12 protein-coding genes are annotated in these 12,464 nt (G+C 61.9%); 4 read left to right on the top strand and 8 right to left on the bottom strand.

Annotated features, from left to right (window positions below):
• Positions 1 to 4: 4 nt before the first annotated feature.
• From V7S54_RS29835 to V7S54_RS29825, 3 genes are all read right to left on the bottom strand, one after another.
• On the bottom strand, positions 5 to 1,105 hold the full coding sequence (locus V7S54_RS29835) for a carbohydrate ABC transporter permease (protein ID WP_336409619.1): 1,101 nt from the start codon (positions 1,103 to 1,105) through the stop codon (positions 5 to 7).
• A 1-nt stretch (position 1,106) separates the two neighbouring features.
• Positions 1,107 to 2,060, bottom strand: a complete 954-nt coding sequence (locus V7S54_RS29830; RefSeq protein WP_065375126.1) for a carbohydrate ABC transporter permease — start codon at positions 2,058 to 2,060, stop codon at positions 1,107 to 1,109.
• A gap of 74 nt (positions 2,061 to 2,134) precedes the next feature.
• Complete coding sequence (locus V7S54_RS29825) at positions 2,135 to 3,508, bottom strand: ABC transporter substrate-binding protein (RefSeq protein WP_065375125.1); 1,374 nt, start codon at positions 3,506 to 3,508, stop codon at positions 2,135 to 2,137.
• 150 nt (positions 3,509 to 3,658) lie between these two features.
• Here V7S54_RS29825 and V7S54_RS29820 point away from each other — a divergent pair, with 150 nt between their 5' ends.
• The 4 genes from V7S54_RS29820 to V7S54_RS29805 all read left to right on the top strand — a co-directional run bounded on the left by V7S54_RS29820 (position 3,659) and on the right by V7S54_RS29805 (position 8,395).
• Entirely contained in the window at positions 3,659 to 4,645 is a 987-nt protein-coding gene (locus tag V7S54_RS29820; protein WP_234793091.1) for a LacI family DNA-binding transcriptional regulator, read from the top strand.
• 34 nt (positions 4,646 to 4,679) lie between these two features.
• Positions 4,680 to 5,504: a glycerophosphodiester phosphodiesterase gene (locus tag V7S54_RS29815; RefSeq protein WP_336409620.1), complete on the top strand. Its 825-nt coding sequence runs from the start codon at positions 4,680 to 4,682 to the stop codon at positions 5,502 to 5,504.
• Between the two features lie 252 nt (positions 5,505 to 5,756).
• Complete coding sequence (locus V7S54_RS29810) at positions 5,757 to 7,274, top strand: sulfatase-like hydrolase/transferase (protein ID WP_065375122.1); 1,518 nt, start codon at positions 5,757 to 5,759, stop codon at positions 7,272 to 7,274.
• Between the two features lie 323 nt (positions 7,275 to 7,597).
• Entirely contained in the window at positions 7,598 to 8,395 is a 798-nt protein-coding gene (locus V7S54_RS29805; RefSeq protein WP_065375121.1) for an inositol monophosphatase family protein, read from the top strand.
• Positions 8,396 to 8,778: 383 nt separating this feature from the next.
• Here the strand turns inward: V7S54_RS29805 and pqqE are convergent, their stop codons facing one another.
• The 5 genes from pqqE to pqqA are packed head-to-tail and all read right to left on the bottom strand — an operon-like array spanning position 8,779 to position 12,022.
• Entirely contained in the window at positions 8,779 to 9,915 is a 1,137-nt protein-coding gene (gene pqqE / locus V7S54_RS29800; RefSeq protein ID WP_336409621.1) for a pyrroloquinoline quinone biosynthesis protein PqqE, read from the bottom strand.
• Complete coding sequence (pqqD, locus tag V7S54_RS29795) at positions 9,912 to 10,208, bottom strand: pyrroloquinoline quinone biosynthesis peptide chaperone PqqD (RefSeq protein ID WP_065375119.1); 297 nt, start codon at positions 10,206 to 10,208, stop codon at positions 9,912 to 9,914. The genes pqqE and pqqD overlap by 4 nt, the downstream gene beginning before the upstream one ends.
• Positions 10,205 to 10,975, bottom strand: coding sequence for a pyrroloquinoline-quinone synthase PqqC (pqqC, locus tag V7S54_RS29790; RefSeq protein ID WP_336409622.1), 771 nt, complete (start codon positions 10,973 to 10,975; stop codon positions 10,205 to 10,207). The genes pqqD and pqqC overlap by 4 nt, the downstream gene beginning before the upstream one ends.
• Entirely contained in the window at positions 10,972 to 11,883 is a 912-nt protein-coding gene (gene pqqB, locus V7S54_RS29785) for a pyrroloquinoline quinone biosynthesis protein PqqB (protein WP_065375117.1), read from the bottom strand. Before pqqB ends, pqqC begins: the two co-directional genes overlap by 4 nt.
• Positions 11,884 to 11,926: 43 nt before the next feature.
• Positions 11,927 to 12,022 carry a pyrroloquinoline quinone precursor peptide PqqA gene (pqqA, locus tag V7S54_RS29780; protein ID WP_065375116.1) on the bottom strand — a complete coding sequence of 32 codons (96 nt, stop codon included), beginning with the start codon at positions 12,020 to 12,022 and terminating at the stop codon, positions 11,927 to 11,929.
• Positions 12,023 to 12,464 lie beyond the last annotated feature (442 nt).

Below are 12,464 nucleotides of genomic sequence, written 5' to 3'. Positions count from 1 at the left end.
CTCCTCAGCCTTTCACGCCGCCGATCGACATCTGCATGAGATACCGCTGCGCGGCCATGTAGAGGATGAGACTCGGGACAAGGTAGAAGACTCCGACCGCAGAGACGACGCCGTAGTCCACTCCCATGACATCATCGCGCACCCAGTACATGTAGAGGCTCATTGTCCAATTGCTGTTCCTGATCAGGAACGTGAACACGAAGATGTACTCTTCCCAGCCGCGGATGAAGGTGAACACTGCGATGGCGAGGATGCCGTTCCTGACCTGAGGCAGCACCACGCTCACGAATGCCTGCCGTCGCGACGCGCCGTCGGTCAGCGCGCTCATCTCGATGTCCCATGGGACTGCGTCAAAGAAGCCCTTCATGATGAAAATCGCAAATGGCAGTTCGAAGGCGACAAGCACAAGTATCACGCCGGAAAGCGTATCGAGCAGCCCGATCCAGTAGAGCATCAGGAACATGGGCACGATCAGCGTCAGCACCGGGAAAGCATGGAGCACCAGAAGCGAGCGCAGCATCGAGGAGCGGCCGGGGAACTGGAAGCGCGACAGGTAGTAGGCTGCCAATGAGGCGACGGTGACGACGATGGCAGTCTGTGCGCCGGCGATCAGGATCGAGTTGCCGAAGGCATGCCAGACGTTGGGAAACTGGACCGCGCCTTTGACTTCGCCGATCCGCGACCTCACCACCGAGGCGAAGTCCGGCTCCCACAGGAAGATGAAATTGCCGAGGTGCAGGTCGGGGCCGACCAGCACGGCAAAGGCGAAGATAGCGATCGCGGCGACTGCGGTAAGGCCGATCCATAACTGGCGCCGGCTCTGCGCGAGCGCGGCAGTGAGCCAGAAAGCGACGACGGACGGAACGACCACGGCCATCGAGCGCCACAGAACCGCCGTCTCGGCAACGCCGGTCCTGGCCGAGAAGGCGATCGTGACGAGCCAGAAATAGGGGAGGATGATTGGCAGCGACACGGCGATCAGGAACGCGTAGAGGACGACCGCCTTGGCGCGCCGAACGCCACGCGCCCGCGCTGCCACTGCATCCCAATCGACTGGCGGTTCGGATGCCGCCGTGGACACCTCGGGGATCGCTTGCGCGGCCATCTCAATGCACCTCGATGCGCGGGCGCTGCAGCAGGCGCTCCATATCAAAGAAGCGCCAGCCGATGAGCGCGACGACGACGCCGATAACGATGAGAAAAAGTGCCAGCGCGGCTCCGTAGCCATATTGGCCGCTTTCGAAGGCGCGGCGGTACACGTAAAGTGCATAGACAGTCGTGTCGTAGAACGGACCGCCCTTGGTCAGGAGCAGGATGTATTCGAAGCTGACCAGCAGCGAAAGTGTCTGGTAGATCGTCACAAAGCTAATCGGCCAGCGCAACGCCGGCAGGGTGATGAAGCGGATCTTTGCGAAGGTCCCGGCGCCGTCCACTGCCGCGGCGTGGAACAGGTGCTCCGGGATCCCGCGGATCGCGGCGGTGAAGATGATCATGCCCATCGAAGCGCCGATGAACCCGTTCGAGATGATGATGAGCGCGATCGGCGCCGAGGTCAAAAGATCAAGCGGCGCGTCGAGCCCGAACGCCTGCATCAGGACCTGGTTTACGAGGCCAGCTTCGGTGGGGCTCACCGCCCAGAGCCAGAGCAGGATGTAGAGGACTGACGGGCTCATCCGCGGCAGCAGCCACACGCCCCGGAAGAAGCTGCCGGATACATTCCTAATCGCCGTGGTGGTGATAGCGAGGATCAGGCCAAAGGTCACGTTGAAGATCGCGAGGGTGCCGAAGACGTAGATGAAGGTCAGCCCAATGACCTGCGACAACCGGCGATCAGTTCGAAGGACCTTCTCGTACTGCTCGGTAGTGAACTCGCTGATGCGGAGCGAGCGGCTGAGGTCGGTAAACGACACTACTATATCGATGATCACGGGGACGCCGAAGAAGAGGACCGTCAGGACGATCGCCGGGCCGAGAAAGATCACGAAGTTCGTGCGTCTGCGCGCCGCCGACCCCGCATGGCCGCGCCGCTCGATCGTGAGTTCATCTGCTATCGTGGTCATCGTTTGGCTCTTACGGCGGACCTCGCAGCCGCCGACCCGGGCGCGCCCGGTCGACGACTCGAGTCCGATCGGACTTATTTGACGATCACGTCCTCGAGGGTGGACGAAGCCTCCTCGATGACGAAATCGGCTGCTTTCTCAGCTGACAACCGCCCCGATTCTATGCCTTGAATTCCGGCATAGATGATGCCGTTGAGTTCGCCGAACTGCGAGTTGTTCGGCAGGAACTTGGTGATCTTGAGCAGGTCGGTTGCCCTGGCGAGCGGCCAGGCCTTGGCATAACGCGGGTCTTCGAGTTGTTCGGGTTTGATGCCGAGATGCGTCGTTGTGACCGCGTGATCGGTGTTGAGGTCGGCCGCCGAAGCGTGGCCAAGCAGGCGGGCGGCGAGTTCAGGCTCCTTCGTGTCGGCAGCGATCGCATAGACGATCGGATGCGTCAGACTGACCGGTGAACCGCCCTTCTGGGGTGCAGGCCCAGCGATCCAGCCCCAATCCGCGAAGAAGGCCTTTTCGTCCTGAGGCAGCCCGTAGGTCGGGAACCCGACGCTGCCGAGATCCCAGATGCCGTACATCCAGAATGCGGCGTTGCCGGTGTAGAATTCCTTGCGCAGCGCATCGAATTCCATCGCCGTGTTATTGGCCGGGATGACCCCTTCCTTCACCCCGCGTTCGAACCAGCCGAAGGCGGCAGCGAGCTTGTCGCGCTCCAGGAGCAGTTTGCCGGTTTCGGGATCGACGAAGCCGCTGCCGTAGGCCTGGAAGACCATGATGTAGTCCGGACCCTTGTTCGGCCGGTGAAGCACACCGTATTGCGCTTTTGTCTTGTCGACGACCTGCTTGGCGATCTCCAGTACCTCGTCCATCGTCAGGTCGCCCGACAACGCACGCTCCGGCATGGCGTCGACAAAGGCAGAGTCGTAGCCGGCCTCGCGCAGGAGCTTCTTGTTGTAGAAGAACATTCTCGCCTCGGCGTCCTGCGGAATTGCGTAGGTGCCGTCGGGACACTTCGCCGATGACCAGAGCGACGGAAAGATCGTGCCGAAGTGTTGAGGGTATTTGGAGATATAGTCGTCGAGCTTGAGAACGAAGCCATCTTCCTGGAAGGCGCAGATCCATTCGTGTGCGGCGATGAATATATCGGGGCCTTCACCGATGCCGAATACCTTAAGAAGCTGCAGTGCGTCGTCGTCGAAGCCCTTGGCGGGGCTCTCGCGCACAGCAACTTCAACGCGCTTGGGGGAGCCTTCGGCCTCGAGTTCCTTGTTCAGCCGCTCGGCAGCCTTGACCACATTGCCAGGGCGCAGTGGCCCCGAAGGATCCTGACGCGACCAGAGCTCGAGCTTCACGGTTTCTTGCGCGAAGAGTGGCGTCGCGGAAAGGAACGCCGCACTGCCGCCCGCTAATGCCGCGCAGAGAAGCGCAGCAGTTCCGATTTTCCAGTGATTCATCCTGATTTCCTCCCGTTCCGCGGCACGCTTTTCATCGTGTCGTCATTGTTGTTGCAATGCTGTGCAACACGATTATGAATGCGCTTCGGAGAATGTCCAGCGGGGTCAAAGCAAGTGTCGGATACCAGAGACAGCAACCAGGGCCGCTTCGTGAGCGCCCAGGCAGTCGCCGAGCTTGCGGGTGTGTCCCGATCGGCGGTCTCGCGGGCATTCACCCCTGGCGCAAGCATCGCACCTGCAACGCGGGCGCGGGTGCGAGAGGCAGCTGCGGCGCTCGGATACCAGGTCAACGATCTCGCCCGCGGGCTTCTCGCCAATCGGAGCCGGCTGGTGGGACTCGTGACCTCCGACGCCGATACACCGTTCCGGGCCCAGATGATTTCGGCCCTCTCGTACGCCTTGATCGAGCGCTCCAACGTGCCGGCGATCATCAACATCGGGCCAACATCGGAGGACGTTGCGAATGCCAGCCGGCAGTTGCTGCGCTATCGGGCGGAGGCGACCATCTTCCTCTCTGGCTCGCCGCCGGCAAGCCTTGTCGAGGTCACGCGACGAAACGGACAGCCGCTGATATTGGTGAATCGAGCCGAGACTGGCCTCGACAGCGTCCATTGCGATGACAGGGACGGCGCGCAGCAGGCCTTTGAGGCCCTGCGCATGGCTGGAGCCTCCCGTTTCGCCGTAATCAACAGGGCGAATCCAAGCCCGAGCCTCTCCGCCCGCGAGCACGCCTTTGTTGAATCTGCCGCCGCTTCCAGATTCGAGACGAAGATCGTTCGGGTCGGCCGCGCCGACTATGGTGGCGGAAAAGAGGCGGCGCGACAGCTGCTGGCGAGCGGCCCGGCGCCCGACGCGGTTTTCTGCGTTAATGATCTCATGGCGTTCGGAACACTCGATCACATTCGCGGCGCGGGCCTGCGTGTACCAGACGACGTTTCCGTTATCGGCTTCGACGATGTGCCGGTCGCAGCGTGGTCCTCCTACCGTCTGACCACCCTGCGGCAAGATCCCCGGCGGATTGCCCGGGAGGTCGTATCAATTCTCGACCGGCGCCTCGCCGATCCCGATTTACCGCCGATTTCCGTCTACTTCCCGGTCGAACTCGTCGTTCGCGAAACAGTGAGAGCGCGCTTGTAGAGAAGTCGCGCCTTACGATGGAGGAGCATATCGAATGGCCTTCAGCTTCCTTGCCCGCGACGCGGGACGTACTCATGTCTGCGGCCACCGCGGCTACAGCCTTCATTATCCGGAGAACACACTGCCAGCATTCGAAGCAGCAAAGGCTGCAGGGGCGACCACGGTCGAGATCGACGTCGTGCTGACCGCAGACGGTGAGCCGATCATTCTGCACGACCTGACCGTCGACAGGACGACAGATGGACACGGCTTTGCGGCAGACCTCCGCCTCGAGCAGATCCGCAAATTGGATGCGGGGGTTCGGTTTCATCCCGCTTTCGCCGGAGCGAAGATACCGACCTTGGCGGAGGCGCTCGATTGGGCGAAGGCGGACGACATGGGGCTTGTGCTCGAAATCAAGGAGGCAGAGCGGCCGGACATCGCTGTTGATTGCGTGGCAGCCTTGCTGAGATCGACGGGAACTGTCGATCGGGTCATTGTCATCAGCTTCGACCATGTGGTGCTGAAGCGCGCGGTCGAGCGTCATCCGGGCCTGCGGACCGAAGCCATTACGCATGCTCGCCACGCCGACCTAGTCGGGGTGTTGAAGGCGTGCAGCGCGAGTTCGGTCTCGATCGAGCTCGACATGTTCCGCCCCGACGGTGCGAAGGCGCTGCATGCAGCAGGCTTCAGCAACCGCGTACACGTGCCTCGCCCAGATGTTCTCGCCGAGTATTGGCGCGGCGGACGCGATCCGTTGCCGGAGCTCATGCAATGGATCGCCGACGGGCTCATCGACACGATCTCGGGTGATGACGTGCCCTTCATCGCCATGCTCGTCAGCCGCGCCGGTCGCACCGGCTCAGCCTCCCCAAGGTGAGACGACACAGCAGCTCTCGGCGATGGTCGAAGGCGTGCATGGGATATAGTGAGCGAGGCAGACCACAGATTCGAAGTCTCGTGGGGGCGGGCAGGCTGGTGTTCGGAACTGGGTACAATCCAGTTGCGGCCGCGCTCTTTTCGGCGAAAATAGGTGCCGGTGCCCTTCTGAACGGCCAGCCGATGAATGCGGGGACCGTTCGAAACGCTCACACAAGCTGCATGGGCAGCTCTGAATGAGGGCCGAGAGTCGATGAAGGCCGTCTTCGTACTGTTTGATTCGCTCAACCGACACGTGCTCGCCCCGTACGGCGGAAAGCGGGTGCCGACGCCCAATTTCACCCGCTTGGCCGAGCGCACCGCGATGTTCGACCGCCATTATGTCGGCAGCCTGCCCTGCATGCCGGCGCGCCGCGACCTGCAGACCGGACGGCTCGGCTTTCTCCACAGGAGTTGGGGGCCGCTCGAGCCGTTCGACAATTCCTTTCCCGAACTGCTGCACCGGGCCGGCTCCTACAGCCACCTCGTCACCGACCACTTCCATTATTTCGAGGACGGCGGTGCCACCTATCACACCCGATATGACAGCTACGACTTCATCCGCGGTCAGGAGGGCGACCCGTGGAAGGCAATGGTGCAGCCACCATGGGAGCGCTTGCGCCAGATGTATCATGAGCGCCAATTCAGCCCGTCGGCCCGCGACAAGTTTCGGCGCAACATCGTGAACCGCGAGTTCATCAAGGACGAGAACGAGTTCCCATCGGTGCGCTGCTTCGCCGCCGGGTTGGAGTTCCTCGAGCGGAACCGAACCGCCGACCACTGGCTCCTGCAGATCGAGACGTTCGACCCGCATGAACCCTTTACCGCGCCCGAGCGGTTTCGCGAGGCATTCAGGACGGGCTGGAACGGTCCGGTTCGCGACTGGCCGCGCTACGGCCGGGTCGACGAGCTGCCGGAGGAATGCGAAGAACTCCGCGCCAACTACTACGCCGTCATCGCGCTTTGCGATTTCCTCATCGGACAGCTTCTCGACTATTTCGATGCGCACGATCTTTGGCGCGACACCGCGCTCGTTGTCACCACCGATCACGGCTTTCTTCTAGGCGAGCACGATTTCTGGGCGAAGAACCGGATGAATATGTATGAGGAGATCGTGCACATCCCGCTCTTCCTGCACGATCCGCGCCGGCCGGGAAGAGCCGGCACCCGCCGGTCCGCTCTGACCCAGACCATCGATCTCGCTCCGACATTCCTCGATCTGTTCGGCGTGGAGACCGTTGCCGAGATGCAGGGGCACTCCCTCCTGCCGCTGCTCGGCGCCGATCGTTCGCTGCGGCGCGGCGCACTGTTCGGCTATTTCGGCGGTGCGATCAACGTGACAGATGGACGCTATACCTATCATCGCTTCCCGCCCGATCCTCGCTCCCAGGAGCTTTATCAATACACGCTGATGCCGACTCACATCTGGGAGCCGTTCACGCCGGAGGAACTCGCGGGAGCCTCGCTGGCACAGCCGATGTCCTTCACGAAGGGAGCGCCGGTCCTCAAGATCCCGGTGATCGAGAGGTCGCCCATGTTCGACAACTACGGTCCCGGCGCGCTCCTTGAGAGTGAAACCCGACTCTACGACCTCGCTGATGATCCAGGGCAGAATACGCCCCTTTGTTCCCCCGAGATCGAGGAGGCAATGACGCGTCTCATGCGGGATCTCATGCGCGCCAGTGATGCTCCACGCGAAGCTTTCGCACGTATTGGGATCGAAGCTCAGTAACGTAAGGCGCTTGTCAGAACTGCCGTTCGCCCAATCCGATTCAACTTGGAACGCGTTGAGCTACTCATGGTCACGGTCTGTTTCGGCCAACTGCCCGGATCAGGGCCAGCACCTCCCCCATAAAGTAGGTCGAGTGCGGAGGTCGTCTCGTCGGAAGGCCGATCTCGGCGACCATGTCGAACATGGGGTGGAGACCGAAGTCGGCACGCTTTCAATATAGACCGACGTTTTTGGCCAACGCTGATGTCATACCGGGCTTGAAGAATCGTGGGCATTGCATTGATCACGAAGTACACTTCTCTCATTACGAAAAGGAAAGACCTATGAGCATGCATGAAGCGGGTCTCGACCGGCGATTTGCACTTGCGAAATCAATTGCCGAGGAGGCGGGCGCGCTCGCGCTCGACTACTTCAACAAGCGCGATACCCTGGTGATCGAGACCAAGCGCGACCCGCAGGATGTCGTCTCGATTGCCGACCGAAACGTCGAGAGACTGATCCGGGAGCGCGTCGCCGCGGAGCTTCCGGAGGATGGGTTCCTCGGCGAGGAATTCGGCCACATGGAGGGTGCTTCAGGCTATATCTGGGTTGTGGACCCGATTGACGGTACCGCGCCATTCGTCAACGGTATGTCGACGTGGTGTGTTTCGATCGCGGTTCTGCATGGCGGCGTGCCGGTGATCGGCATGATCCATGCGCCGTGCGACGGCGAACTCTATGCTTCGGCCGCTGGCAAAGGCGCGAGCCTCAACGGAAAGAAATTGAACCTCGATCCGTCTCGTACCATCCAGAACGCCATCACGGGCATTGGCTGCAATACCTATGTAGAACCGGAGCGGGTTGGCCAGATCATCGCCGCGCTGCTCCGCATGGGCGGCAACTTCATCCGCAACGGCTCCGGCGCACTGATGCTCGCCTATGTCGCGGCGGGTCGTCTGGTCGGTTATTACGAGCCACATATGCACGCCTGGGACTGCATGGCTGGTTACTGCCTGGTGAAGGAAGCCGGCGGCGACTATCTGTCCTTCCCGGCCGAGGGCGAGGCTCTGTTGGAGGCCCACCCAGTGCTGGCCAGCAATCCGACGGCCTTTGCCGATCTGTTGGCAATCCACGGCCGTTGAGCCTGTCGCAATTATTTGCCTGACACTCAAGTTGTTGGTGATGGACAGCGCATTGAGCTGCTGTTGCTCTGTCATCGTTAGTCCTGCCAAAGCGAAGCGTTCGTTTTCCACATGCTTGGCGAGCATCGCGTCGATCAATGAGATCCCTTTCGGCGTCAGCGCCACCAGTGTGTCGGCGGGAAAGAAAGACAAACCTAGAAGCCTGTTTGACATCGACCTGGTCGAATGATGGTGGGACGGTTATGCCACGATCTTCGCCACAACGCGCGGATGCTTACCGCTGGTGTCCCTTGTCACCGGTGGATATGAATTCGACGTCGATCCCAGCCAGCGGCCCCCTTGAGCAGCGTCGACGCGCTCGCGATCCGATTTGTGAACCCCGTTTACCGGCCACGGTAGCTTATGGGAGCCGAAGATGGCTCCCAAAGCTGATCTGATTCGCGCGACAGCCGGCCGCGAAGCGGCGATCGTACGCAAACCGGATCCGTTGCGCTGGCATCGCCGGCAAGCGCCATCGCCTGGCACCGGCAGCCGCCGAAGTCCACCTTCTTGCGCTCGCAACTCCGGCAGAGCTCCGGCATCCAGTCCTCTCCGCGATAGGCGTTGAACGCATCGCTGTCGTACCAGATCTCGGAGAGCGAGCCTTCCCGTATATTCTCGAAGGACAGGTCCGGAATGGTTTCCGCGGCGTGGCACGGAAGCACACGGCCGGAGGGCGTTACATTCAGGCCCACCCGACCCCAGCCGCCCATGCAGGCCTTCGGGTATTTGGAATGGTAGTCGGCCGGCACATAGTCGATTACCAGGATACCCTGATATCTATCCCGCGCCTCAGCGACGGTTCGCGTGGCGCGCTCGGCTTGCTCGCGCGTGGGCAGGAGAGCCGCCTTGTTGCACTCGGCCCAACCGTGAAACTGTACCGTTGCGATCTCGATGCGCCGCGCCTTGAGCCGTATCGCCAGTTCGATCATAGCGTCGATCTCGCCCATGTTCTGCCTGTGGCAGACAGCATTGATGGTCAAGGGAATGCCGACATCCGCCACCCAGTTGGCGACGGCCATTTTTCGCTCATAGCCGCCCGCGTAGCCGCTGATCCGGTCGGCGGTTTCCGGAGAAGTGCCCTGGATGGAGAGCTGAATGTGATCGAGACCGGCCTCGGCCAGGTCGTTAATTCTGGCCTCGGTCAACCCCACGCCTGATGTGATCAGATTGGTGTAAAGTCCCAGTGAAACGGCCGCCCGCGTCAGCTCGACGAGATCCCTTCGCGCCGCCGGCTCCCCGCCGGAAAAATGCAGATGCAGCACGCCGAGATCGGCGGCCTGCCTGAAGACGCCGATCCATTCCTCGGTCGAAAGCTCCTCGCCCGCCGGCGTCAATGCGATTGGATTGGAGCAATAGGGGCAAGCCAGCGGACAGCGATGCGTGAGCTCTGCCAGCATCGCTATCGGCGCCGGCGCGCGCGCAACATGGGCTGCGGCAGGGGTTGGGGCAGGGGTTGCGGAGGCGAGGCCGTTGCTCATTCGACGACCTCCAGCATGCGGCGGATGGCAAGCTCGTGGATGAAAGCCCCGACGTCGCTTGCGATCTGGGCGGCGGGGGCATCGAACTGAGCGGCAAAATCGTCTGCGATCCGATCGAGGGTCCGCTTGCCGTCAAGCGCGTGCACGATGGAGACGGCGATATCGTCAAGGGCCATCGCCCGTTCCGGTGCCAACAGCACCGTATGACCGCGAACCGGATCCTCGCGTAGCCACACGCCGCGCGCCAGCTTGACGACGCTGGCTCCTGAAATCATGGGTGCATCGATGGTCATTCCGCTGCCTCCGTCGCGATCGTCTCTCCGACGATACCTTCAAGGCCGTCCCATCCGCCCGGCGGAATCCGCCTGGGTGCGACATAGGCCGAATAAAGCGCATCAAGCTGGGACCACAGCACATCCGTCTTGAAGGTGAGTGCCGCGGCGGCGGCCTCCTGCTTCTCGGCCGTGTCTGCGTGATCGAGCACATAGGCAAGGCCGAATTCGACATCGCGGGGCGCCTCCGTCAGTCTTTCGCGGAAGTAAGCGAGCGCGTCGTGATCTGCGAACGCATAGTGCTCCAGAAGTCCGGCAATGCGCTCCGAGTGGATCTTGGGCGCGAAAAGCTCGGTAAGCGAGGATGCCACCGCCTCGAGGAGAGGTTTTTCCCGGACGAACGACACATAGGCGTCGACGGCAAATCGGGTCGCAGGCAGGACGCCCTTGGTCGAGGCGACATAGGCGGGATCGAGGCCGACTGCCGCGGCAAGACGCAGCCACCGGCGGATACCGCCACCCTCAGCGATACCGCCATCGTGGTCCTCGATGCGGGACCGCCAGGCCCGGCGCAGGTCGGGGTCGTCGCAGCGCGACAGGAAGGCCGCATCCTTCATCGGGATCCGGCTCTGGTAGTAGTAGCGATTGATGACCCAGGCGCGCACCTGGGTCATCGTGCAACGGCCGCCGTGGAGCATCGCGTGAAAGGGATGCTTGTCGTGATAGCGTTCCTCTCCGATCCGCAAAAGGCGGGCGTGAAAAGCTTGCTTGTCAACGGGCGTCGTCACAGGCGGACCTCCATGCCGTCGAAGCCGACTTCGAAGCCGCTCCCCTCAACGCGCTCGCGTTCGGGGCCGGACCGCCAGATCGGGTTCGTGTTGTTGATGTGGACGTAGATCTTTTTTCGAATGTTCAGGCCGCCGAGTGCGTCGAGGCTGCCGCCTTCGCCGGCGATCGGCATGTGGCCCATGCGGCGGCCCGTCTTGTGACCCGTACCGGTTGCGATCATCTCGTCGTCGTGAAAGAGCGTGCCGTCGAAGAACAACGCATCGGCATCTAGGAGGCGCGCAGCAAGGGGAGCGTTGATCATGCCGCAACCCGGAATGTAGTAAACGCGCTTGCCGCCGGCTCGCAACTCTATTCCGACCGTATCCTCGCCCTCGACGTTCAGATCCGGTTCGCCGTCCTCGAAAAAGAGCGGAACCTTGCCGGGTACGGCAACGAGCCGCGCCGCGAGGCCGGGAAGCGGCGAGAAAGCTTCCTCGATCGCGACGCTCCTCCTTGAAACGACGTCCGGAGCGAGGACGCCGAAGATCGAGTTCTCGTCGATGATCTTGCTGACGGCTTTGGTTGCGAAGACCGTGAACGCCTGCTTTTCCCGCAGGACGAGCAGTCCCGCCAGATGATCGATGTCACCATTGGTCAGCACCACGCTTTTGATCGGGCTATGGCGCAGGCGGCGCGGCTGCAGGTGCCGATTGCCCTCAATCTGCTGGCGAATATCCGGAGAGGCATTGAAAACGGCCCAGGCTTCGCCATCGAGACTGACCGCAAGCGATGATTGGGTTTGCGGCCCGAGTGCGGAGCCTGGATCGCGCGCCGTCGTGCAGTTCACGCAGCCGCAATTCCATTGCGGGAGACCGCCGCCCGCGGCGGCCCCCAGAACGATGATACGAAGATCGGACGTTTTTTCCACCGGAACACCTCCGAATTATGTGCCGACCATCGTGGGCGGAGCGTCAGAAGAGGATCGGCTCATCCCCGTCCGCAGGCACGTAGCGGGTGATTTCCATGGCGCAGCTAACTTCAATGAATTTCGGTTTATGCCAGGACATGTTTTCTCCAGTCGCGTTCGAGATGGGTGTGCCCGCTCCAGCATTTCCAGGGCGCCTCTGAGCCGAGGCGGACACGAAACAAGCTTTGCTCCCAAGGAGCGTTGCTCGGTTGAAGAGCCGGGACGGTCTGTGCCGTACCGGCAAGACCCGGCGGTGGCGCTGTCGCCGGGTTTTTCGCAAATCGGGTTCACTTCAGACGCCTCTTTGACGGCGTATGAGTAAGGGTGCTGCCGCGGGCAGGCTGGCGACTTCCGGAAATCTGCCTGACAAACATCGCGGAACCTCCCTTTCCTTGCACGAAGGGTAGCAACCATGCGGGCGCCGGCAATACGACCTAGGGACAATCGACATCCGGTTTTCGGTTCGCATGGAGACCGCGCCGGGGCGTCCGTGAGCATTACGACCAAGGTGCAATATCCGCGCCTTTGTCTCGGGAGGATGA

Origin of the sequence: Ensifer sp. CCNWLY38, from assembly GCF_037120565.1 — a bacterium.
GTDB classification, from domain to species: domain Bacteria; phylum Pseudomonadota; class Alphaproteobacteria; order Rhizobiales; family Rhizobiaceae; genus Ensifer; species Ensifer adhaerens_H.
This window is presented reverse-complemented; position numbering and strand designations above follow the sequence as displayed.